A 22,799-nucleotide genomic window follows, 5' to 3' on the forward strand; every position below is an offset into this window, starting at 1 on the left:
GATGAAACAGGCATCTGCCCTGGCCACGGTAGGTGGCGAGGGCAAGTGCGGGTGCCGCCGCGTCCCGTCAAGCCAGCAACCCACGCTCCCGCGCCAGCGTCATGGCGGTGTCCTCGATCATGTCTTCCTGCCCGCCCACCAGGCGCTGGCGCCCCAGTTCGACCAGGATTTCGCGCGCGGGAATGCCGTACTTGGCCTGGGCGCGCTTGGCGAACAGCAGGAAGGACGAGTACACGCCGGCGTAGCCCAGCGTGAGCGCATCGCGGTCGATGCGGATCGGCTGGTCCATGATGGGCACCACCAGGTCTTCGGCCACGTCGGCGATGCGGAACACGTCCACGCCGGTCTCGATGCCCATGCGCTCGCAGACCGCCACGAAGACTTCCATCGGCGTATTGCCGGCGCCCGCGCCCAGCCCGGCGGCTGCCGCGTCGATGCGGGTGGCGCCACAGGCCACGGCTGCCAGCGAGTTGGCAATTCCCATGGCCAGGTTGTGGTGGCCGTGGAAGCCCAGCTCGGTTTCCGGCTTGAGCGCCTGGCGCACGGCAGTCAGCTTGGCGGTGACGTCGTGCGGCAGCATATGCCCCGCCGAATCGGTGATGTAGAGGCAGTTCGCGCCATAGGACTCCATCAGCAGCGCCTGTTCCACCAGCGTCGCTGCCGGCGCCATGTGCGCCATCATCAGGAAGCCCACGGTGTCCATGCCAAGCTTGCGCGCCATGCCGATATGCTGCTCGGAGACATCGGCCTCGGTGCAGTGGGTGGCTACGCGGATGGTGTGCACGCCCAGTTCATGCGCCATGCGCAGGTGGTCGATGGTGCCGATGCCGGGCAGCAGCAGGGCGGAGACCTTGGCTTGCTTCAGTTCGCCCAGCACGGCTTGCAGGTATTCCTCGTCGCTATGCGCGGGAAAGCCGTAGTTGACCGAGGCACCGCCCAGGCCGTCGCCATGGGTCACCTCGATCAGCGGCACGCCCGCGTCGTCCAGCCCGCGGGCGATCGTTTTCATCTGATCGAGCGAGATCTGGTGGCGCTTCGGGTGCATGCCGTCGCGCAGGGTCATGTCATGCACGGTAATGCGTTGGTTCATATCGGGCTCCTTATGCGGTAGTGGCCATGGCGGGCAACGCGCCGCGCAGCATGGCGGCGCCGATGCGCTCGGCGGTGCGCGCGGCGGCGGCGGTCATGATGTCGAGATTGCCGGCGTACTTGGGCAGGTAGTCGCCCAGGCCCTCGACTTCCATGAAGATGGAGACGCGCTTGCCGTCGAAGACAGGGCCGTTCTTGAGCGTGTAGCCGGGCACGTATTGCCGCACCTCGGCAATCATGTCGTGGACCGACGCCGTGATGGCCTCCACGTCCGGCTCGTCCTCGGTCAGGCAGTGGATGGTGTCGCGCATGATGAGCGGAGGCTCGGCCGGGTTGATGACGATGATGGCCTTGCCCTGCCGCGCGCCGCCCACCTGCTCGATGGCGCCGGCGGTGGTGCGGGTGAACTCGTCGATGTTCCGGCGCGTGCCGGGCCCGACCGAGCGCGAGGAAACGGTGGCGACGATCTCGCCATAGGCCACCGCCTGCACGCGCGACACCGCATACACCATGGGAATGGTCGCCTGGCCGCCGCAGGTGACCATATTGACGTTCATCGCATTGCTGCCAAGATGTTCGTCGAGGTTGACCGGCGGCACGCAGAATGGGCCGATGGCCGCCGGGGTCAGGTCGATCACGCGCACGCCGCGCGCGGTGAGCTGGTCAGAGTGCTCGCGGTGCACGTAGGCCGAGGTCGCATCGAAAGCGATGCGGATGTCGTCGGCGGCCAGGTGCGGCAGCAGGCCATCGAGGCCCTGGTCGGTCGTCTTCAGGCCCAGTTCGCGGGCCCGGGCGAGGCCATCCGAATTCGGGTCGACGCCAACCATCCAGACGGGTTCCAGGATGGTGCTGCGGCGCAGCTTGTAAAGCAGATCAGTGCCAATATTGCCGGGGCCGATCAGGGCGCACTTGATTTTTGCCATGGGGCTCTTTGCTTGGTTTGAGGGTGTGAGGGAGTTCAGGCGAATTCGGTGCTGCACGTGCCGATCCCGTCGATGCGCAGTCGCAGACGGTCGCCGGCAGCGACCGGAATCAGCGCCGCAAGGGAGCCGGAAAGAATGGTCTCGCCGGCAAGCAGTGGAATGCCGAGTTCGCCGAGCGTGTTGGCCAGCCAGGCCACCGCTTCGGCGGGATGGCCGAGGGCGGCGCTGCCCTGGCCTGTAGCGACAACAACGCCGTTCTTTTCAAGCGCCATGGTGCAGGCGGCAAGGTCGAGGCCGGCCGGGCTCACGCGCTCCTCGCCAAGCACGTAGACGCCACAAGAGGCGTTGTCCGCCACGGTGTCCTGAATACGGATGCGCCAGTCGGTGATGCGTGAATCTACGATCTCGAAGCAGGCTGAGACCGCCTCGGTGGCGGCCAGCACATCTGCGCGGGTCACACCGGGGCCGCGCAGGTCTCGTTTGAGGAAGAAGGCAATCTCGCCTTCGGCGCGTGGCTGGATCAGCGTGCTTGCGGGAATGGCCTTGCCGTCTGGATATTCCATGCTGGCCAGCAGCATGCCGAAGTCGGGCTGGTGCACGTCCAGCATCTGCTGCACGGGCAAACTGGTAACGCCGATTTTCTTGCCGCTGACGCGGTCGCCTTGTGCCAGCCGCTGCGCAACGAAATGCTGCTGGATGTGATAGGCATCGCGCACCGTGAGCGGGTGGCCACGTCCGCTCAAGGGGACGACTGGCACGCGGGCTGTCAGGGCTCGATGAAGTTCATCGCCGAATTCGGCGATCAGTTCGGGATCCATGGTCAGGCTCGATGTTAAGGGGGCAATGCGATGAAATTCGCCCCCTGGCCATGGCGGGAAGGGGGCGAATGAAGGCGTGCGGTCAGTGTCCAGCACCTCGCGCCGCGTCGGGCGAAAAGTAGGTCTCGTTGAACTCGGGGCTGTTGTTGAGCACCGGCATAGGCCCCTCGTTGGTCAGGCGGTCGGCGAGATACGCACCCGAGATCAAGTCATGATATGTGGTTGTGGTCGGGTAGAGGTTTCGTGCGTCATAGGCATAGACGGTTGCCGCCAGGTTGGTTCGCCACAACTGGCCGCGCGCATCATAATTGTCTGCAGCGAGGGCGGTCCAGCTGTCCTCGTCCAGGTAAAGCACCCGCTTGGCGTACTGATGCCGGAAGCCCTCCTTGAGGGTGGCTTCCAGGACCCATACGCGATGCATTTCATAGCGCATATAGTCCGGGTTGAGGTGGCCTTTGCCTAAGATGTCCTGGTACTTGGCCGGGCTCATCAGCTTGTAGTTGTTGTACGGCACGTAGATTTCCTTCTTGCCGACAATCTTCCAGTTGTAGCGTTCACCCGAGCCGTTAAACAGGCGGTCGTCGTCGAGCGTGCGGATTCCGCCTGCGCCGGAGGGCTGATCGAAGCCAAATTCCGGGGCCTGCCGTACGCGCCGCGTACCGGGGTTGTATTGCCACGCGCGGCGGGTATCGGAGCCTTCCTTGTCATAGAATTCGTGTCCGACAGACAGCATGCCTCGGTCGCGCAGGGGCAGGTCGGTCGCCGTACGGAAAAAGCCCCTGGTGTCGCTCTTGAGGTCGAAGTTGGCGCCATTTCGCGGCGAAAGGATCGAATAACGGACACGGCCCCAGGCGATGTTGCCGTCGCCGTATACGGCTGCCTGGTCGTAGGTGGCGGATTCGGTATTCATCGACGGGGAGTAGCGCAGGTTCCACATCAGTTCGAGGCCGCTCTTCGGGATCGGGAAGGGGACGATAGGGGGTGCATCCTTCAGTCCGTTACCGTCGGCCGTCATGCGGGTGCCGGGCGCGTAGGTGCGGATGTTCTTGTAGATCGTATCGTCGTAGCGGAAGTCGCGATGGGTCGGATATACCGGCATCCTGAAGGTATCCGGATACTTCTTGAACAGAGCCTTTTCGCCGTCGCTCAAGTGATCGGCGTACTTTGCCATGTTCTGCGCGGTGATCACCACGACCGGCTTTTCGCTGGCGTAAGGATCAGGGTAGCGCTCTCCCCGCTTCCACTGCACTCCGGGCGGTGCGCCCAGCCATTTCCCGCCCCAGGCGGGGATCTGCCCGTCCTTGCTGGCGGCGCGCTCGGCGCCCATCGGGGTCAGGTTTCCATCGAGTTGCTTGAGTTCGTCCGGCGTTACCGCGGCGTACGAGGCTGCCGCCAGCAGCACGCTGCTGGCCAGCAGCGTGCTACGGATCAAAAGATTTCTATGCTGTCGCATCACGGTCTCACTCCTTTAGAGAAATCTGGCGCTTGCGCGTGGTATCGCTGCCAGGTCAAAACGAATATTTCGCATTGAATGCCGCATAGCTGCGGTCGGCCAACGGTCGATTAACAATGTTCGCCGTGCCCAGGAACATCGCGTATGTCAGATTCAGTTCGAGGTTGTTCAAATACTTGAAGGTCACGCCGACGCTCGCGCGGCGGTCACCATACCCGGTCAGCGAACCGAAGGCGCCGGCCACGGCCGCCTTTCCGCTGAATTCATGCGCATACGTAAGCGGCACCGTCATGTCCCAGCCGTTAAAGATATTGAGATAGGCGAGCGACCAGCCAAGCTGCAGGGCCGCCGAGTTCCTGGTGTTGGTGAGCGTGCTGAAGCCATTGACCGGCGTGACGCTAAGCACATGCAGGTAGGCGATTTCGCCCACCAGGCTCTGGGAGCTGGCGAGGAATGTCGGTCCGATGGAGTAAATGGCCGACATCTGGCCCTGGACTGCCTGGCCGCGCGTTGCGGTGGCAGCGCCGTTGACATTCACCAGGATTGGCACGCCGTCTTTGTAGCTGACTTCACCCGCCACGTTGGCGCCGAGAAATTGCGTCGAGAAGCTTGCGCCAGTCAGATTGATGCCGCTGAAAAACTTCTGCTGATACTGCAGCGTCGGGAACAGGGTTGTCACGACATTCGGATTCTTGTCGTGGTAGCGCAATTGGTACAAACCAAACTCGGCGTCGAACGCGCGAAAGCGAGTACCTATGCCCCATTGGCCGGAGTCTGGAGGGTTGATATCCGAACCGCGCGGGATCTGTCTGCCACCCGGGCCGATGATGAATTGGGCACCCGGTCCAACCACGTCAGTGGTGCTGAAGTACGCGCCAGCGGGGTTGAGTTGGTTGGACTTGTAGGTGAACTGGTAATAACCAAGCAGGCTGAAGTTCGGATTCACCTCCCACTGTAATGAAGCTTGCGGCACCGGCAGCAGGATATCCTTGACCTCTGCCCCCGGTACAAACGACTTGGTGGCGTCTGCTGGCCCCTGCGCGCCAGCGATGTTGGGGAAGAACAGGCTCTCGCCCCATGCCACGACTTGGTTGCCCAGCTTGACGTTCAAACGAGTGGTGTCGATGTTGAAGGCGCCATAGGCGTAGGCATCCAGCAACTGAGCCCGCTGGCCGTTGTAGTAGCGCGCGGAATCCGTAAACTCGTTGAAAGGGCCGGAGTGGTTGACGGTGGCGGGTGCATTGTTGGAATTGGAGGTGCGATATGCCTGGTCGTAGAACACACTGCCGCGAAAGAACGCACCAAAATCGCCGCGCTGGAGATTGGCCTCGCCAAGCACGGTGGCGCGGTTAGCGATCATGTCGCCGCGCTTGAAGTTGCGGTCGCCATCGTCGCCGTTGATGTTGGACGGCGACAGCAGCGCGCCGCTCTGCCCGCCAGTGCGGACCGCTGCGCCGTAGGTGGCGGTAAAAGAGTAATTCAGCGACGTATCGTTGCCGAGATCGATGGTGTTGCCGGCCCAGGCCGACGGCGTGATCGCCGCGGCGATGGCCGAAACGATGGCGGCTGGCCGTAGCCTGCGTGTGCGATGCGGTGAACTGGTTCTTGAAGTCTGCACTTGTCTCCTCCTATGGTTTTGGTGATGCGCGGTGATGCATTGACTGGCATGTCCCGTGGCTTCTTCTTTGATGGGAAGCGTAATGAGCGAGGGAGGGCGCGGAATCGTCAGAACGGACTAGACGGTTTCCCCTAGGACCGCGCGTTCCTGCGCGTGCACGAGCGGCTAGTCCGAACGGAGGATGAGGCGCGGCGGCATGCGCGATAGCGTCGGGCATCGCCCCGCGCGGTGAGATCGCGGCGCGGGAATCACGGAGGAGGAATGCGATGCACAGTGAAAAGGGATCCATCGTTGCGGTGGTCACGGGCGGCTCGCGTGGCGCGGGCAAGGGCATCGCGCTGGCACTGGCGCAAGCCGGCGCGACGGTGTACGTCACCGGGCGCACCGAGCGCAACGGTGAAGCGCCGTTGCCTGGCACCATCCATGAGACCGCGCGCGAGATCGATGCGCGCGGCGGCAAGGGCATCGCGGTGGCCTGTGACCATCGCGACGATGCGCAGGTGCGCAGGCTGTTCGAGCAGGTGGGCGACGAATCAGGGCGGCTGGACATCCTGGTGAACAACGCTACCTTCCTGCACGACGAACTGATCGAGCCGGGCGGCTTCTGGGAAAAGCCGCTGGCCCTGGTGGACATCCTCGACGTGGGCCTGCGCTCGGCCTATGTGGCGAGCTGGCATGCAGCGCCCTTGATGGTCGCTGGCGGGCGCGGATTGATGGCGTTCACGTCGTCCTTCGGCGCGAACTGCTATATGCACGGCCCGGCCTACGGCGCGCAGAAGGCCGGCGTGGACAAGTTCGCCAAGGACATGGCGGTCGACCTGCGCCCGTACGGCGTGGCTGCGGTATCGGTCTGGATGGGCCCGCTGCGCACCGAGCGCACCATGCGGGTCTGGGAGCGCGAGCCCGGCAAATACGCTGCCTTTGCGCCGAGCGCGGAGAGCCCCGAGTTCACCGGCAAGGTCATACTCGCCTTGCATGGTGATGCCGCCGTCATGGAGAAATCCGGCCAGGTGCTGATCAGCGCCGAGGTCGCGCAGGAGTACGGCATACGCGATATCGACGGCAAAGCGCCCGTTTCCTACCGCTCGGTGCTGGGCGGGCCGGTGCAGGCGCATCCGGCCAAGGTCGAGTAGGTGCGCGCGGGGCGAGTCAGCCGCCTTGATGGATTGCCGCCTCGAGGAAGGCCGGACGCTCGCCGCCGCCGTCGATGACCAGGTTGGCGCCCGAGACGTATGCGGCATGCGGCGAGGCCAGGAACAGGCAGGCGTCGGCGATGTCGCGCGGGGCGGCAAGGCGGCCGAGCGGCACGGTATCGGCCACCCGCTGGAGCGCGGCCGCATCGCCGTAGTGTTGCTGCTGCGCGGTTTCGGTCAGCACCAGGCCTGGACTGACGGCCGTGACCCGCACGCGCGGGGCCCATTCCACCGCTAACGAGCGGACCGCGCTCAGGATGCCCGCCTTGGCCGCGCCGTAGGCGGCGGTGCCGGGGGAGGGCCGCAGCGCGCTGACGCTGCTGATGAAGATCTGCGTGCCACCACTGGCCTGGGTTTGCATGCGTGCGTTGGCGCGCTGCGCCAGCTGCAGCGGCGCCACCAGGTTCAGGCGGATGATCGATTCCAGCAGGCGCACAGAGGCGTCGGCAGCGAGCGCGAAGGGCGCGCCGCCGGCATTGTGGATCACGATATCGAGCGAGCCGGTGCTGTCCACGATCCGGCTCAGCAGGGCCTCCACCTGCTCGGCGTCGCGGATGTCGGCTGTGATGAACTCCGCCTGACGGGACTGCCCCTCGGCAGTCTCGGGTGGAGTGCGCCCGCAGATGAACACGCGGGCACCTGCTGCCAGGAAACCCTCGGCGATGCCACGGCCAATGCCGCGCGCGCCACCTGTCACCAACACCGTCTTCCCGCTGAAGTCGATTCCCGTCATCTCTGTTTTCCCTTGATCTCGTTGCCTTGCTGGTCAGTGCGATCTTAGGGAAATCCACGGTCCGCTTCGTAGTCTGAAAGGACGATGCCTGCCCCGTTGCGCATGCGCATGATGGGCCGGGTTCGTCATGACAACAGGGGAGACACCGATATGTCCAGTACGTCGCCTGCCGCAATTCCAGCCGGCCAAACCATCACTACGCCAGACGGCCTGCGCCTGCACTACCTCGATGCCGGCGCCGGCGAGCCCGTGGTGTTCATCCACGGCAGTGGCCCAGGCGCCAGCGGTCACAGCAACTTCAAGCACAACGCACCGGCTTTTGCCGCGGCGGGTTTTCGTACCGTGGTGGTCGACCTGCCGGGATACGGCCAGTCATCGAAGCCGGCGGATGTGGAGTACACGCTGGACTTCTTCGTCGCCGCGCTGCGCGCGCAGTTGCTGGCACTGGAGCTGCCGCGCTGCGTGCTGGTGGGCAACTCGCTGGGCGGCGCCATTGCGCTGAAATACGCGCTGGACTACCCGGAGCATGTCAGCCGCCTGGTGATGATGGCGCCCGGCGGCGTCGAGGACCGCGAGACCTATTTCCGCATGGAAGGCATCGAAAAGATGGTGTCGCTGTTTACCGGCGGGCAAATGAACCATGACACCATGCGCGAGCTGCTGAAGTTGCTGGTGCATGACGCCACGCTGGTTACCGATGCGCTGGTGGACGAGCGCATGGCCGTGTGCAAGGAGCAGCCGCGCGAGGTGCTGGCCACCATGAAGGTGCCCAACCTGACCGAACGCCTGGGCCAGATCGCGTGCCCGGTGCTCGGTTTCTGGGGCACGGAAGACCGCTTCAACCCGGCCGGCGGTGCCCTCAAGTTCCTGCAGGGTTGCCGCGATGCACGCTTCGTGCTGATCAATCGCTGTGGCCACTGGGTGATGGTCGAGCACAGCGACTACTTCAACCGCGAATGCCTGGCCTTCCTCGCGGATACGGCCGAGGCCGCCGTTTAGCCTGGCTGTCCGGCCGGCGTAGCGGCAGCGCAATGTAAAAGACGCAGGAGACAACATGGAAGATCCGTTCAACCTGTTCAGCCTGTTCCAGCGAGGAATGGAATGACCATCGACATGACCATGGCCGCGAACAAGAGCGCCGACATGAAGGCCACTTTGCTCGATTACGTGGCCGCTTTCAATGCCGCGGACGCCGAGCGCGTGGCGGCGCTGTTTGCCGACGACGCGACCATCGAGGACCCCGTTGGCGGCCCGGTGATAACCGGGCGGGAGAGCATCCTCGCCTTCTATCGTCACGCGACGTCGCTCGGCGCGCGCCTGGAAGTGGTGGCGGCGCCCCGGGGTTCGCACGGCAATGCCGCAGCCTTGTGTTTCGCCGTGTATGTGCGGATGCAGGGGCAGCCGGTTCGCATCGACGTGACCGATGTGATGACCTTCGGTGCCGACGGGCGCATTACCGGCATGCGCGCCTTCTGGGGGCCGGATGACGTGCATCCGCAGTAAGGCACGTGCCACGCGGCCATGGTGAGACGTCGCGCGTGTGATGCGGCGGTCACGCGAGAGCGCATCCTGGCCAGCGCTGAGTTGCTGTTCGAGCGCCAGGGCGTGCAATGCGTCACGCTGGAGCAGGTAGCCGGTGCCATCGCCATGACACGCGGCGCGGTCTACGGACACTTCCGTAGCCGCGCCGAGCTGCTGGCCGCCGTCATGGCGAGGGCGGAGGCGCATCTGGCCGCATGGCTTGCCGCCTTCGCCGGCAACGGCGGGGGGCTGGCCCGCCCGGATCTGGAGCGCGTGCTTGCGACGATGCTGCAGGACGAGGCGGTGCCGCGCTATGCAGGCATCGTCCTCGGCTTGCTGCACCACGCTTGCACGCCTGCGTGCGAGCTATGCCACCTGAGCGTCCGCATCCGTGCTCGTGCCAAGGTGCTGTGCGACGAGCTTGGCAGGTTGCTGGGCGAGCAAGACAAGGCCGTGCTGCTGGCGGCGCATCTCTGGGGCCTGCTTTGCGCCCGTTCGCTGCGACTGGCGCCGGTAGATCTGGCGGGGTGCGTTGGGCCGCTGCTGCGACTCTATGGGGACTAGCTGGCGCCTGCCTTGGCGCTTTGCCGGCTTGCCGGCGCGTGCACGGGCATACGGGATCGCCCCTAGTCTGCTTGGACGAGGACGTTTTTCGCTCCATTGCCTACCTTTGAAGCATGAGACCGTGCCGACGCAGCGATGCAAGAGCATGGCAGTGGGAAAAAATACAAGCCGGGAGGAGACCGTCGTGAAATCTGGAAATCGCATCGCATGTTTGTTGGGCGCCGGCGCAGTGCTGGCGGTAGGTTTCGCCGCTGGCCTGATCACGGCGTCGCCACCAGCCTGGGAGGACAGCGCGAACGAACGCGCATCGGCCGCCACGACGGATATCCGGGTAGCGGTGGATGCCGCGCCGACTGACTGCGATGATGCCTGCTGGCAGCGCCGGGGCGCCGAGGCCGTGATGCTGCTGAGTAATCGCCCACCGCAGTAGCCACCCGGTCCTGCCAGGGATCAAGCCACTTCCGCCACCCGTATCTCCGCCAGCAGCTTCTTCAACTCCGGCACGCAGGACCCGCAGTTGCCGCCCGCCTTCACGCAGGCGGTGACTTCGGCCGGTGTCTTCAGATCATGCTTGCGAACCGCATCGCAGATGGTGTTGCGCCCCACGCCAAAGCAGGAGCACACGGTGGGGCCGGCGTCCGCTCCCTTTTCCATCGGCTGGCCCAGCAGCAGGCCGATGCGATCGGCGTCTTCCAGGCGGTCCTTGGCGAACAGCGTGGACAGCCACGCGCGCGAGGGTAGCTCGGGGCGCGTGCACACGTAGATGCAGGCCTGCAGGCGGTCGTCGACCACGTGGCCGGCGTGGTAGATGCCGGCGGTGCGGTCTTCATACTCGATCCAGTCCGCATTGGGGTCATCGATGCCGAGCAACTGGCGGGCCCAAGCGGCGCGGTCAGCGATATTCTCGCGGCCGGCGAACTCGTAGCGCTGGAACTGGCGGCCCTGGACGCGCGTCCAGTAGGTCAGCTCGTCCGCCTTGAGGTCCTCGCGGCTCAACACGAAGCCATGCCACGACACGCGGAACTCTTCCACGCGCACCGGCGTGTGCTTGAACTCGGGCTCGCCGGAGACCGGGTCCACCACCGGGTTGACCAGCGCGCCCACGCGCGCGTCGGAGCTGAACTGGCTGTTCCAGTGGATCGGCACGAATACGCTGCCGCGCGGGATGCCGCCGCTGTGCTGCACCCGCGCCACCATGGCGCCCCAGCGCGTGGTCACGCGGGCCAGCTTGCCTTCGCTGACGCCGGATAGCAGGGCGTCCTGCGGATGCATGTCGACGAAGGGCTCGGCGATGTGGTCGGCCAGCTTGGGCGATTTGCCGGTGCGGGTCATGGTGTGCCATTGGTCGCGCACGCGGCCGGTGTTGAGCACAAGAGGGAATTCGTCGTCGGTGGCGTGGAACGGCGCGCGCGGCGCGGTGGCGATAAAGCGGGCGCGGCCATCGGGGTGGGCGAAACGGCCATCGGCGAACAGCCGGGCAGTGCCGCCGGACGCGTTGGTGAGGCGCCCCGGGGGCGTGGCCATCACCGGCCATTGCACCGGTGAGAGCGCGTCGAATTGCTTCTGGCTCATGCCAGCCAGCCCGGCGAGGTCGAACATGCGCGGCGCGTGGGCCCGATCGCTGCTGCCCGCGTTCCGGTACGTGCTCAGCCGCGCGTGCTCGTCGAAGATCTCGTGCGGTCCGGCAAAGCGGAATCCATCAAAGCCCATGCGCGTGGCCACGTCGCACAGGATCCGCCAGTCAGCGCGGGCCTCGCCGGGCGCGGGCAGGAAGGCGCGCTGGCGCGAGATGCGGCGCTCGGAACTGGTGACGGTGCCGTCCTTCTCGCCCCAGCCCAGCGCCGGCAGCAGGACGTGCGCGGCGTCGTTGGTGTCGGTGCGCAGCATGATGTCGGAGCTGACCACCAGTTGGCACTTGGCCAGCGCGCGGCGGGCCTGGTCGGCATCCGGCAGGCTGACCACCGGGTTGGTGGCGATCACCCACACGGCCTTGACCCGGCCTTGCTCGATGGCCTCGAACAGCTCCACCGCCTTCAGGCCTGGCTTGTCCGCGATGGCGGGCGAGCCCCAGAACGATTGCACGATTTCCCGGTGCAGCGGATCGGCCAGCTCCATATGGGCCGCCAGCATATTGGCCAGGCCGCCGACCTCGCGCCCGCCCATGGCATTGGGCTGGCCGGTCAGCGAGAAGGGGCCCATGCCGGGCTGGCCCACGCGGCCGGTGGCCAGGTGGCAGTTGATGATGCTGTTGACCTTGTCGGTGCCTGCCGACGACTGGTTCACGCCTTGCGAGAAGCCGGTCACCACCTTGGGCGTGGCGGCGAACAATGCGTAGAAGCCGCGCAGGGCTTCAGGGTCCAGCTTGCAGGCCTTGGCTACCTTGGCGATGTCGGCGCAGTCCGGGCCGGCAGCCGCCAGCGCGGCGTCCAGGCCGCTGGTGTGGGCGTCGACGAATGACTGGTCCACCGCGCCGTGCTGCGCCAGGTAGTGCAGCAGGCCGTTGAACAGCCAGACGTCGGTGCCGGGCTTGACAGGCAGGTGCAGGTCGGCCAGCTCGCAGGTGGCGGTGCGGCGCGGGTCGATCACCACCAGCTTCATTTCCGGCCGGGCTTCCTTGGCTTTCAACAGCCGCTGGAACAGGATCGGGTGGCACCACGCGGTGTTGGAGCCGACCAGCACCACCAGGTCGGCCAGTTCCAGGTCTTCGTAGTTGCCCGGCACCAGGTCCTCGCCAAAGGCGCGCTTGTGCCCGGCCACCGCCGACGACATGCACAGCCGCGAGTTGGTGTCGATATTGGCGCTGCCGATAAAGCCCTTCATCAGCTTGTTGGCAACGTAGTAATCCTCGGTCAGCAACTGGCCGGAGACGTAGAGCGCCACGGCATCGGGGCCGTGCTCGGCGATGATGTCCTTGAAGCCCTGGGCGACCTTGTCCAGTGCGTGATCCCAGGACACTGGCTGCAAGGCGCCGTCGGCACCGCGTACTTGCGGGTGCAGCAGGCGGTCTTCCAGGCCGACGGTTTCCGCCAGCGCCGAGCCCTTCACGCACAGGCGGCCCTGGTTGGAGCCGTGGCTGGCGTCGCCGGCCACCTCGACGCTGCCGTCGGCATGGCGGGTGGCGCGCACGCCGCAGCCCACGCCGCAATACGGGCAGGTGGTATCGGTGACGGTGACTGCGGCGTCGGCGGACAGCAGGGTGGGCGAACCGGTGGAGAGGATGACGGGGATATCGGACAGGTTCACGTTAGCGCTCGCTGCTGGCGGTCAATCGGGGACTAGGTCGTTCAAGCGTTCAAGCGTTCAGGCGATCGGGTGGTCAGGCTGCCATGGCCTCGCACTGTGCCTTGCCGAACAGCAATCTCTGGCGCATGGCGCCTACCGGGGCGCCGCTCTGGATCAGGTCGAAGTACCAGGGGCCGTCCTGCACGTCGCCGTACAGCACCGCCCCGACCAGCCGCCCGCCTTGCAGCACCAGCCGCTTGTACATGCCGCGGCGCGGATCGCGCATGACGAGATCCTCGCTGCCTTCGCCGCCGATGAAGTCGCCGGCGGAGTAAAGATCCACGCCAGTCACCTTGAGCTTGGTGGCCGTGGCCTGCTGCACATAGCGGCGATGCCCGGCGCCGGCCAGGTGCGCGGCGGCCACGCGCGCCTGTTCCCAGATCGGCGCGACCAGCCCGAAGGTGGCCTGCCGGTGCTGCACGCATTCGCCCACGGCATACACGCGCGGATCGTAGCTCTGCAAGGTGTCGTCCACCACGATGGCGCGCTCGCAGCGCAGCCCGGCCTGCTGGGCCAGTTCGATATTGGGGCGCACGCCGGCGGTCATTACCACCAGGTCGGCGGGGATCTGGGTACCGTCTTTAAAGCATACGCCGGTCACGCGGTCTTCCCCAAGGATGCCGCTGGTATGGGCATTGAGCAGGAAGCGCAGGCCCTTGCGCTCCAGCGCCTGCTTGAGCAGCGCGGCGGCGGGCTTGTCGAGCTGGCGCTCCATCAGGCTGTCGGCCACGTGCACTACGCTCACCTCCATGCCCTGGCGCATCAGGCCGTTGGCGGCCTCCAGGCCGAGCAGGCCGCCGCCGATCACCACGGCGTGGCGATGGTTGCGGGCCGCCGCCAGCATGGTTTCCACGTCCTGGATGTCGCGAAAGGCGATGACCCCGTCGAGCTGGTGGCCCGGCACGGGGATGATGAACGGCTTGGAGCCGGTCGCCAGCAGCAGGCGGTCATAGCCTACTTCGCGCCCGGATTGCGAGCGCACCAGCCGGCGGTGGCGGTCGATTGCCACCACCGGATCGCCCGCCAGCAGTTCGATGCCGTTCTGCGCGTACCAGTCGCGGGTGTTGAGCATGATGTCCGCGACCGTTTTCTCGCCCGCCAGCACGGGCGAGAGCAGGATGCGGTTGTAGTTGCCGTGCGGCTCGGCGCCGAACACGGTGATGTCATAGAGGTCGGGCGCGAGCTTCAGCAGTTCCTCGACCGTGCGCATGCCGGCCATGCCGTTGCCGACCACCACCAGGCGGGGTTTGGGGGGCGTGGTCATGCGGCCACCCAGACTTTGCCGTCATAGACGCGGGCCGGATATGCCGCGATGGAGTGCTCGGGCGCTTCCAGGCATTCGCCGGTCTGCAGGTCGAAATGATGCTTGTAGATCGGCGACGCCACCACGATGCGTTCGCCCAGGCTCCCCACCAGGCCGCGCGACAGCACGGCGGCGTTGGAGTTGGGATCGTAGTTGGAGATGGCGAACACCTGGTCGCCATTGCCGCCCTGATCGTCACTGTAGCCGGCGCCGACCCGGAACACGGCGATCTGTGCCTTGTCCACCAGTGCGCACACACCGGTATTGGGCACGATGTCGCGCAGGCTGCAAACGGCGGTCCAGGCTTCGGTATGGTGGGTGGGGCTCATGATGTTCTCCTTGGGCGTTGGCGCGAGATGATGGGGCGGGACGGTTCAGGCTGCCTTGACGATCACGGGGATCTGCTCAAGCCGGGATTTACGCAAGTTCCGTTCCTCCGGCGTGGCCGGGCGGATCTGGCCGCGCTCCTCCATGAAGACCAGGTTGTCGTCGCGCAGGTCGCTGTTGACGAAGTGGCGAAAGCGCTTGCGGGTTTCCGGGTTGGTCACGGCGGCCTTCCATTCGTCTTCGTAAGTGTCCACCACGTGCTGCATCTGCGCCTCCAGTTCGGCGCCAATGCCCAGGCTGTCTTCCAGCACCACGGCCTTGAGGTAGTCCAGCCCGCCTTCCATGTTGTCGCGCCACACGCTGGTGCGTTGCAGGCGGTCGGCGGTACGCACGTAGAACATCAGGAAGCGATCCACGTAGCGCAGCAGCGTTTCGCGGTCCAGGTCGCTTGCCAGCAGTTCGGCGTGGCGGGGCTTCATGCCGCCGTTGCCGCACACGTACAGGTTCCAGCCGCGTTCGGTGGCGATGATGCCCACGTCCTTGCCCTGGGCTTCGGCGCATTCGCGGGTGCAGCCGGAAACACCAAACTTGATCTTGTGCGGCGCGCGCAGGCCCTTGTAGCGGTTTTCGATCTCGATGGCCAGGCCGACCGAGTCGTCCACGCCGTAGCGGCACCACGTGGAACCCACGCAGGACTTCACGGTGCGCAGGGACTTGCCATAGGCATGGCCGGATTCGAAGCCGGCGGCGATCAGTTCTTCCCAGATCATCGGCAGCTCTTCCACGCGCGCGCCGAACATGTCGACCCGCGCCCCGCCGGTGATCTTGGTGTACAGGCCATACTTCTTGGCCACCTGGCCGACCGCGATCAGGCCGTCGGGGGTGACTTCGCCGCCCGGCATGCGGGGCACGACCGAGTAGGTGCCGTCCTTCTGGATGTTGCCCAGGAAGTAGTCATTCGAGTCCTGCAGGCCGGCGTGCTCTTGCTTGAGCACGAATTCGTTCCAGCACGAGGCCAGGATGCTCGCCACGGTCGGCTTGCAGACGTCGCAGCCCAGGCCCTTGCCGTGTGCCGCCAGCAGTGCGTCGAAGGTCTTGAAGCCGCCCACGCGCACCAGGTGGTAAAGCTCCTGGCGGGAGTAAGCAAAGTGCTCGCACAGGTGGTTGTTCACCGCCAGGCCTTGCTTCTTCATCTCGGCCTTCATCACCTGCGTGACCAGCGGTACGCAGCCGCCGCAGGTGCTGCCAGCCTTGGTGCAGCGCTTCATCTCACCGATGGTGGTGGTGCCGCTGCAGACGGCGGCGCAGATATCGCCCTTGGTCACGTTGTTGCAGGAGCAGATCTGCGCGGAATCCGGCAAGGCATCGGCGCCCAATCCCGGCTTGGCCTGGCCGTCGGAGGACGGCAGGATCAGGAATTCCGGCGACTCGGGCAGCTCGATCTTGTTGAGCATCATCTGCAGCAGGGTGCCGTATTCCTCGGCATCGCCTACCAGCACGCCGCCCAGCAGGTACTTGCCGCATTCGGATACCACCAGCTTCTTGTAGACCTGCTTGCGCTCGTCGGTGAACTGGTAGGAACGGCTGCCGGGTGCGTTGCCGTGCGGGTCGCCCAGGCTGGCCACGTCCACGCCCATCAGCTTGAGCTTGGTGCTCATGTCGGCGCCGGCGAACTCGGCCTGGTGGCCGAGCAGATGCCTGGCGGCCACGCGGGCCATTTCATAGCCGGGCGCGACCAGGCCGTAAATCTTGCCGTCCCACAGCGCGCATTCGCCGATGGCGTACACGTCGGGGTCGGAGGTCAGGCACTGGTTGTCCACCGTGATGCCGCCACGCTCGCCAATGGCCAGGCCGCTGGCGCGGGCCAGCTCGTCGCGCGGGCGGATGCCGGCGGAGAACACGATCATGTCGGTGTCCAGATGGCTGCCATCGGCAAAGTTCATGCGATGGGTGCCGTCTTCGCCGTCGACGATCTCCACGGTGTTCTTGCGGGTGTGTGCGGTGACGCCGAGTTCTTCGATCTTCCGGCGCAGCATGGCGCCGCCGCCGTCGTCCACTTGTACCGCCATCAGGCGCGGGGCGAATTCCACCACATGGGTTTGCAGGCCCATGTCGCGCAGCGCCTTGGCGCATTCCAGGCCCAGCAGGCCGCCGCCGATCACCACGCCGGTCTTGGAGCGGGTGCCACATTCCTGCATGGCTTCCAGGTCTTCGATGGTGCGGTAGACAAAGCAATCCTTGCGGTCCTTGCCGGGCAGCGGCGGCACGAAGGGGTAGGAGCCGGTGGCCATGATCAGCTTGTCGTAGGACAGCGTCTCGCCGGTGGAAACCGTCACCGTCCTGGCCGCGCGGTCGATGCCGGTGGCGCGCGCGTTCAGGCGCAGCAGCATGTTGTTGCGCTCGAAGAAGCCAGCTTCCACCAGCGAGAGATCCTCGGCGGACTTGCCCGCGAAGAACTCGGACAGGTGCACGCGGTCGTAGGCGGGACGCGCTTCCTCGCACAGCACGGTGACTTCGATATCTTGCGAGCCTGCCTCGGCCAGGCATTCCAGGAATTTGTGGCCGACCATGCCGTGGCCGATGATGATCAGTTTCATGATGGTTTCCTTGTTCTGTGGGGCCGCTGGTGCGTGTGCTTGCGTGGCGTTTTTGCGTCGGGCGGGCTCAGGAGCCGGCCAGCGCGTTGTCGAACAGCGCCTGCTCGCTGGCCTTGTGCTCCGCCGAAAAGCGCACGGCGATGGCGCACAGGGCGGAGACGATGGCCGCCGCGCCCAGCACGGTCAGCGTTTGCTGCAGGTTGCCGCCCAGGCCCTTCATCAGGAAGCCCGCCGCCACGGCGCCCACATTGCCGCCGGCACCAATGATCCCGGCCACGCCGCCCAGCGCCTTGCGGTCGATAAAGGGCACTAGCGCATAGGTGGCGCCGCAGGCCATATGGGTGAACAGGCCGAAGCCCAGCATGGCGGCCACGGCAGCCACGACGTGATGCGCCTGGGCAAACCACAGCAGGCCCAGGCCTTCACCCAGGATCAGCACGAACAGCAGCATGGATCGCGCATCCAGGCCACGGCGCAGCGCAGCCTTGTCCGACAGCCAGCCGCCCAGGGCACGGGCGAACAGGGCGAGCAGGCCAAAGCTGGCGGCGGCCAGGCCGGCGCTGCCGAGCGACAGGCCGAAGTGATCCACGTAATAGGTAGCGGCCACGTTGTGGATGAAGATCTCCACGCCGAAGCAGGCGCCGTAGGTGATGAACAGCATCCACACGCGGTAGTTGCCAGCAGCGGCGACAAAGCTGGCCCAGCCGCCTTTCTTGCCGCTGTCGATGGCGATGCCGCGCGCGCGCAGATCCTTGAAGTCGCCTTGCGGGCAGTCCTGCGTATAGCGCCAGTACAGCACCGCCATGATCAGCATCAGCACGCCCGGCACCAGCAGCGCCAGGCGCCAGCCCATGGTGTGGCTCACGCCCAGCATCAGCACGCCACCCAGCAGCAGCGGCATCAGCGCTTGCGCCGCGCCACCGCCGGCATTGCCCCAGCCGGCGGCTGCCGCGTTGGCGGTGCCCACCACGTTGGGCGCGAACATCACCGAGGTGTGGTACTGCGTGATCACGAAGCTCGCGCCAACCGCGCCAATCAGCAGGCGGAAGAACAGGAAGGCTTCATAGCTCTGCGCCATCGCCACGCCCAGCACGGGGATCGCACCGAGAGCGAGCAGGCCGGTGTAGGCGCGGCGGGGACCAAAACGGTCGCACAGCGGGCCAATGGCCAGCCGCACGAGAATGGTCACGGCCACGGCCGCGATATTGATATTGGCGATCTGGTCGGGAGTCAGGCCGAATTCGCCCTTGAGCACCGGCATCAGCGGCGCGCAGGCGAACCACGCGAAGAAGCACACGAAGAAGGCCATCCACGTCAGGTGGAAGGCGCGCATCTGCGGGGTGCGCAGGCTTAGCAGTTCGATGCGGGTGGCTTTGCCGGTCATCATGGCTCCATAAAAACAAATGGCGTCCCGCAATCCGGTCGTGAAGACCAGATCAGGGGACGCCGTTGTCCTGGTGGCAGCGGTGAAGACCGCTGCCACCCTGTGTGGGGTGAGCGGGCCGCCGTTGGTCCGCTCGCGTCTTGTTACGCAAGCGGTGTGCCAGGGCGGTTTGTGATGGATGAAGGGGTTTTTGCGCTGCGCGGGAGCATCAGGCCGGGAGGCGATGCGCCGAGGTGGGGCGGGGCGGCACGGTCATGGTGCAGTGCAATGGACCGGGGCGGTGCGCGCGGTGGTGCAGGTAGTAGCTGGTATTTTGGCTGTCCCGGCTCAGGCCGTGGATGCCGCGTGGTGATAGTTATGCCACTTCCGCCTGCGATGCCAAGCCCTTGGCTCCGAGCCACCAGAACCCGCACTGGACGCCACCGTGCCCAGGCGCCATCGTCAATTCGAGCATGTTCGAGTCAGATCGAGGCCGAATGACACACCGCCTCCACGCGATTGCCCGCCGGATCGACGAGAAACGCTGCGTAGTATCCGGCATGGTAGCCAGGCCGCAGGCCCGGATCCCCATCCGACGATCCCCCGGCGGCGAGGCCCGCGGCAAAGAACGCGTCGACCTGTTTGCGGGACGACGCCTTGAAGCACCAATGCCGCTTGTTTGCTTCGATCCTGCTCGGGTCGAGATAGACCGCCAGGCACGTCGACGCCGCATCGCTGGACGTGCAGCGCTCGCCATAGCCAAGCGCATCGGGGCGGTCATAGACCTTCGTTGCGCCCAACGTCTGCATGATCGCGTCATAGAAGGGGCGCGCTGCGTCGAGGTTGGGCACGCCGATTGAAACATGATCGAGAAGTTGCATTGGGTTTGGCTCTGGCTGGTTCCTGGGCTGTTGTTCTTGCGCGGGGCATAGGGATCGTCGCCGGCAAATCTGCCTTGCGAGAGCCTGAGGGACATTTCCCGGCGCCGCCGGGGCATGGGCTGAAGCGTCGAACGTCGAAGAATGGGCTCCCACTTTACAACCTGCCTGGGAATCCGTGTTCAGCCCGTTCACTGAGCTTTGGGCAGTGATAATCGACGTTCTGCGTGAGGTAGCGGCCAGGTGGGATCTTCCGTCCGGGATTCTTGGCAGGATGCGGGGAGGGGGACCGGGAAGCCGCACGTGGCCCCGCACTCGAACGGATGCCTGGATAGCGGAGAATGTGCCAGGAGCGCCAAAGGCAAACTGGCTTCTCAATTCGGGGCTTCATGTCTTACACACGGTTGCTGTGTAAAACTAGGCGGTCCCGCATCAAACGCATCAAACGCAAGAGCGACGAACCACCACATGGAAAACATCCCCCCAAGCGTCCTGATCCACGTCTACGCCGGAGAAGATGACGCGGAGCCAATGTTCGAAGAACTGCCCGCCCGCCAAATCGATGAAGACATCTACGAGCTTCTCGCCTCGCCCGGTCTCGCCTTGAATCTGGCAAGAGGCGACATCGTCTCCATCAAGAATAGAAACGCGCATGCCGAGGTCCTGTCGAGGGGCGGGAATTTCTGCGTTCAAATTTATGAGGATGAAGATATCCCGCAGGCAATCCTGTCACGCCTGGAGAAGGAGGTGGCAGCTGAGCTGGGCGGAACGCTGGATGGGATCAACGGCGGGAATCTGTCATTGACCATCCCATCCAAAAACGGGATGGACCGAATCCGCGACGTCTTTGACAGGTTTCGCGACCAGACCGGGATTCAGTGGTACTACGCGAACATCTACCGGAATCTGGACGATCCCGATGATGAAACACTGCTGGACTGGTGGCTGAAGGATTGACGGCCGATCGCGCGCAGGCTCACGCTTGCGTGGCAGGCGCTTGCGGGGATTCGCCTTCAGTCGCCGGCGCTGGCCGCCGGCTGGCGTGGTAAATCTCGATATCGTTGGGCCGCACCAACTGATCCGCATCATCCACCAGCGCCGCGCGCACGCGGCGCCCCTCCGGTGCGGTAAGCAACGTCACCGGCCCTTGGCCGCTGGCGGCCAGGTGGCGATCCCCCCATTGCATCAGCCCGATGATCACCGGCAGCAACTCCACCGCGGCGCGCGTCGGCCGGTACTCGAACCGTTCCCGCTCGCCCGGCTCCCGATAGCTCACCTTGCGCAGGATGCCTGCCTCGGTCAGCGTTTTGAGCCTGGCCGACAGCACGGCGGGGGAGCACTGCAGGCGCTCCAGGAAATCGTCGAAGCGCCTGATGCCGTGGAAAACGTCGCGCAAGATAAGAATTGTCCACTTCTCTCCAATCAGCGAGAGGGTCGCGGCAATCGAGCAGTTGCGGAGTTCTTGGGCGGTGAGATCCATCCGTTGAGCATAGCAGGCTAACTTCATTTGCAAAAGTCAGGGTATTGCCTATACTCCTGACTATGAAATATGAAGTCAGGAGCCGGACATGCAGCCTTCGAATCCTCCCAGCCTTGCCGGCCAATCCCGCCTGACCGGCGGCGGCCGGCATGCTGGCTGCCCGGAATGCGCCGAGACCTGGAAGTTGAGCGGTGGCGAGCGCGTGGTCGTGCGCGCTGTTCGTGCCGCTGATGCCGAGAGAGAGCGGGCCTTCGTCCAGGCCCTGTCGCGCGAGAGCCGTTATTACCGCTTCCTGACCGGCGGACGCGTGTCCGACGAGGTAATCGACCTGTTCATCGAGAGCAACGCCGGCCTGGCGCTGGTGGTCACGGCGGAAGTGGAGGGGCTGCCGATGATCGTCGCCAACGGCAACTACGTGGTGACGCGTGGCGAGGATGGCGACGTTGGCGAGTTCGCCGTGGCGGTGGCCGACGACTGGCAAGGCAAGGGTATCGGCCGCCGGCTGATCCGGCGCCTGCGCGACGCGGCGCTGGGCGCCGGCCTGCACCTGCTGCGCGGGGATGTGCTGAGCGAGAACCGCCGCATGCTGGCATTGATGCGGGAGTTCGGCTTCTCCACCCGGCGCAACCCGGAAGACAGCCTGCTGTATGAGGTCAGCCTGGTGCTGGGCGAGCTGGCCGGCTACGGCGCGCAGCAAGCCGTGGCGCGGCTATCGGCGGCCTAGGCCTCGGCGCTTGCGCGCTTGCGCGATCCGGCTGTCATCGTGCACCCCACCGACGCCGTGATGATGCTGCCAATCGCCAGCCATTGCTGTGTGTTCAGCGTTTCGTGCAAAAACGCGAGGCCTGCCAGCGCGCCCATGGCGGGTTCCATGCTGAGCAGGATGCCGAAGGTGCGGCGCGGCAGCCGCTTGAGCGCCACCATTTCCAGCGAATAGGGAATGGCGCTGGAGAGCAGGCCAACCGCCAGCCCTGCTGCCAGCAGCGACGGGCTGAACATGGCCGCGCCGGCATGCGCCAGCCCGAAGGGCAGCACGACCAGCGATGCCATGGTCAGCCCGAGCGAGGTGGCTTGCCCGCCGTGCGCGTTGCCTGCCATCTGCCCGAAGATGATGTATAGCGCCCAGCCCACGCCGGCCGTCAGCGCGTAGCCGATGCCCACGGGATCGAGCGTGGCAACGTTCTCCCCAAGCGGCAACAGCAACAGCAAGCCTGCCACCGCAAAGGCAATCCAGAGAAAGTCGATGGCCCGCCGTGACGACGACACGGCGACCGCCAGTGGCCCGGTGAACTCGATGGCAATCGCCAGCCCGAGCGGGACGGTGCGCAGCGACATATAGAACAGCAGGTTGGTGGCGCCCAGCGCCGCGCCGTATAGCGCGATCACACGGGCGTTGGCCAAGCTTAGCGGCATCCGCCAGGGCCGCCACACGCATAGCAGGATCAACGCCGAAAAGCTCACCCGCAGCGCCGTGGTGCCCTGGGCGCCAACCTCGGCAAACAGGCTCTTGGCAAACGACGTACCGACGCAGAGCGAAGCCATCGATCCGATCAATGCCAGCACGGCGATCAGGGTGGCACTTTGTTTCAGGCGATTCAGCGGCAATTGCGACTCTCAGGCGATTCTGCGAGCCCGAATCTTGAACGATCCTGGCCCG

General features: G+C 65.5%; 21 protein-coding genes. 7 read left to right on the plus strand and 14 right to left on the minus strand.

The genetic code is table 11. The annotated features are described in order from the left end of the window. Nucleotides 1–67 precede the first annotated feature (67 nt). The 5 genes from dmpG to AC1RQC_RS12845 form a co-directional block, all read right to left on the minus strand. Nucleotides 68–1,090: a 4-hydroxy-2-oxovalerate aldolase gene (dmpG, locus tag AC1RQC_RS12825; RefSeq protein ID WP_416052985.1), complete on the minus strand. Its 1,023-nt coding sequence runs from the start codon at nucleotides 1,088–1,090 to the stop codon at nucleotides 68–70. A 10-nt stretch (nucleotides 1,091–1,100) separates the two neighbouring features. Beyond that, the gene (locus AC1RQC_RS12830) at nucleotides 1,101–2,012 is read right to left on the minus strand and encodes an acetaldehyde dehydrogenase (acetylating) (RefSeq protein WP_492374322.1); all 912 of its coding nucleotides are present in this window, start codon (nucleotides 2,010–2,012) and stop codon (nucleotides 1,101–1,103) included. A gap of 35 nt (nucleotides 2,013–2,047) precedes the next feature. Further along, entirely contained in the window at nucleotides 2,048–2,830 is a 783-nt protein-coding gene (dmpE, locus tag AC1RQC_RS12835; protein ID WP_492374323.1) for a 2-oxopent-4-enoate hydratase, read from the minus strand. Between the two features lie 82 nt (nucleotides 2,831–2,912). Further along, nucleotides 2,913–4,283: a DUF1329 domain-containing protein gene (locus AC1RQC_RS12840; protein WP_492374350.1), complete on the minus strand. Its 1,371-nt coding sequence runs from the start codon at nucleotides 4,281–4,283 to the stop codon at nucleotides 2,913–2,915. 55 nt (nucleotides 4,284–4,338) lie between these two features. Next, nucleotides 4,339–5,901, minus strand: a complete 1,563-nt coding sequence (locus AC1RQC_RS12845; RefSeq protein ID WP_492374324.1) for a DUF1302 domain-containing protein — start codon at nucleotides 5,899–5,901, stop codon at nucleotides 4,339–4,341. Between the two features lie 266 nt (nucleotides 5,902–6,167). On the opposite strand from AC1RQC_RS12845, the gene AC1RQC_RS12850 reads away from it, so the two are divergent. Next, the gene (locus AC1RQC_RS12850; protein WP_492883570.1) at nucleotides 6,168–7,034 is read left to right on the plus strand and encodes an SDR family NAD(P)-dependent oxidoreductase; all 867 of its coding nucleotides are present in this window, start codon (nucleotides 6,168–6,170) and stop codon (nucleotides 7,032–7,034) included. Between the two features lie 16 nt (nucleotides 7,035–7,050). Here AC1RQC_RS12850 and AC1RQC_RS12855 read toward each other — a convergent pair whose 3' ends face one another. Next, the gene (locus AC1RQC_RS12855) at nucleotides 7,051–7,827 is read right to left on the minus strand and encodes an SDR family oxidoreductase (RefSeq protein WP_492883572.1); all 777 of its coding nucleotides are present in this window, start codon (nucleotides 7,825–7,827) and stop codon (nucleotides 7,051–7,053) included. Between the two features lie 150 nt (nucleotides 7,828–7,977). Between AC1RQC_RS12855 and AC1RQC_RS12860 the strand changes: the two genes are divergently transcribed. The 4 genes from AC1RQC_RS12860 (at nucleotide 7,978) to AC1RQC_RS12875 (ending at nucleotide 10,342) form a co-directional block, all read left to right on the plus strand. Then, nucleotides 7,978–8,826: an alpha/beta fold hydrolase gene (locus tag AC1RQC_RS12860; protein ID WP_492883574.1), complete on the plus strand. Its 849-nt coding sequence runs from the start codon at nucleotides 7,978–7,980 to the stop codon at nucleotides 8,824–8,826. A gap of 102 nt (nucleotides 8,827–8,928) precedes the next feature. Next, on the plus strand, nucleotides 8,929–9,330 hold the full coding sequence (locus AC1RQC_RS12865; protein WP_492374328.1) for a nuclear transport factor 2 family protein: 402 nt from the start codon (nucleotides 8,929–8,931) through the stop codon (nucleotides 9,328–9,330). A gap of 18 nt (nucleotides 9,331–9,348) precedes the next feature. Then, entirely contained in the window at nucleotides 9,349–9,912 is a 564-nt protein-coding gene (locus AC1RQC_RS12870) for a TetR/AcrR family transcriptional regulator (protein WP_492374329.1), read from the plus strand. 184 nt (nucleotides 9,913–10,096) lie between these two features. Then, nucleotides 10,097–10,342, plus strand: a complete 246-nt coding sequence (locus tag AC1RQC_RS12875) for a hypothetical protein (RefSeq protein WP_492374330.1) — start codon at nucleotides 10,097–10,099, stop codon at nucleotides 10,340–10,342. Nucleotides 10,343–10,362: 20 nt separating this feature from the next. On the opposite strand, the gene AC1RQC_RS12880 is transcribed toward AC1RQC_RS12875, so the two are convergent. From AC1RQC_RS12880 to AC1RQC_RS12905, 6 genes are all read right to left on the minus strand, one after another. Beyond that, nucleotides 10,363–13,155, minus strand: coding sequence for a molybdopterin-dependent oxidoreductase (locus AC1RQC_RS12880; protein ID WP_492883576.1), 2,793 nt, complete (start codon nucleotides 13,153–13,155; stop codon nucleotides 10,363–10,365). Between the two features lie 73 nt (nucleotides 13,156–13,228). Then, nucleotides 13,229–14,458, minus strand: a complete 1,230-nt coding sequence (locus AC1RQC_RS12885) for an NAD(P)/FAD-dependent oxidoreductase (RefSeq protein WP_492883578.1) — start codon at nucleotides 14,456–14,458, stop codon at nucleotides 13,229–13,231. Further along, nucleotides 14,455–14,826 (minus strand): nitrite reductase small subunit NirD, encoded by a 372-nt coding sequence (gene nirD / locus AC1RQC_RS12890; RefSeq protein WP_492374333.1) that lies wholly within the window; start codon nucleotides 14,824–14,826, stop codon nucleotides 14,455–14,457. Before nirD ends, AC1RQC_RS12885 begins: the two co-directional genes overlap by 4 nt. A 45-nt stretch (nucleotides 14,827–14,871) precedes the next feature. Further along, nucleotides 14,872–17,421: a nitrite reductase large subunit NirB gene (nirB, locus tag AC1RQC_RS12895; protein WP_492883580.1), complete on the minus strand. Its 2,550-nt coding sequence runs from the start codon at nucleotides 17,419–17,421 to the stop codon at nucleotides 14,872–14,874. A gap of 67 nt (nucleotides 17,422–17,488) precedes the next feature. Beyond that, a complete protein-coding gene (locus tag AC1RQC_RS12900) occupies nucleotides 17,489–18,805 on the minus strand; it encodes an MFS transporter (RefSeq protein ID WP_492374351.1) in 1,317 nt (438 codons plus the stop codon). A gap of 461 nt (nucleotides 18,806–19,266) precedes the next feature. Further along, nucleotides 19,267–19,665 carry a VOC family protein gene (locus AC1RQC_RS12905; protein WP_492831117.1) on the minus strand — a complete coding sequence of 133 codons (399 nt, stop codon included), beginning with the start codon at nucleotides 19,663–19,665 and terminating at the stop codon, nucleotides 19,267–19,269. 465 nt (nucleotides 19,666–20,130) lie between these two features. On the opposite strand from AC1RQC_RS12905, the gene AC1RQC_RS12910 reads away from it, so the two are divergent. Beyond that, complete coding sequence (locus AC1RQC_RS12910; RefSeq protein ID WP_492883582.1) at nucleotides 20,131–20,619, plus strand: DUF4265 domain-containing protein; 489 nt, start codon at nucleotides 20,131–20,133, stop codon at nucleotides 20,617–20,619. A 19-nt stretch (nucleotides 20,620–20,638) separates the two neighbouring features. On the opposite strand, the gene AC1RQC_RS12915 is transcribed toward AC1RQC_RS12910, so the two are convergent. Then, a complete protein-coding gene (locus AC1RQC_RS12915; RefSeq protein WP_492883584.1) occupies nucleotides 20,639–21,142 on the minus strand; it encodes a winged helix-turn-helix transcriptional regulator in 504 nt (167 codons plus the stop codon). An 88-nt stretch (nucleotides 21,143–21,230) separates the two neighbouring features. Here AC1RQC_RS12915 and AC1RQC_RS12920 point away from each other — a divergent pair, with 88 nt between their 5' ends. Continuing rightward, complete coding sequence (locus AC1RQC_RS12920) at nucleotides 21,231–21,866, plus strand: GNAT family N-acetyltransferase (RefSeq protein ID WP_492831119.1); 636 nt, start codon at nucleotides 21,231–21,233, stop codon at nucleotides 21,864–21,866. Here the strand turns inward: AC1RQC_RS12920 and AC1RQC_RS12925 are convergent. After that, nucleotides 21,863–22,747, minus strand: a complete 885-nt coding sequence (locus tag AC1RQC_RS12925) for an EamA family transporter (protein WP_492374339.1) — start codon at nucleotides 22,745–22,747, stop codon at nucleotides 21,863–21,865. The genes AC1RQC_RS12920 and AC1RQC_RS12925 overlap by 4 nt on opposite strands. Nucleotides 22,748–22,799: the final 52 nt, after the last annotated feature.

This window comes from Cupriavidus sp. GW822-FHT03E04, from assembly GCF_058801495.1.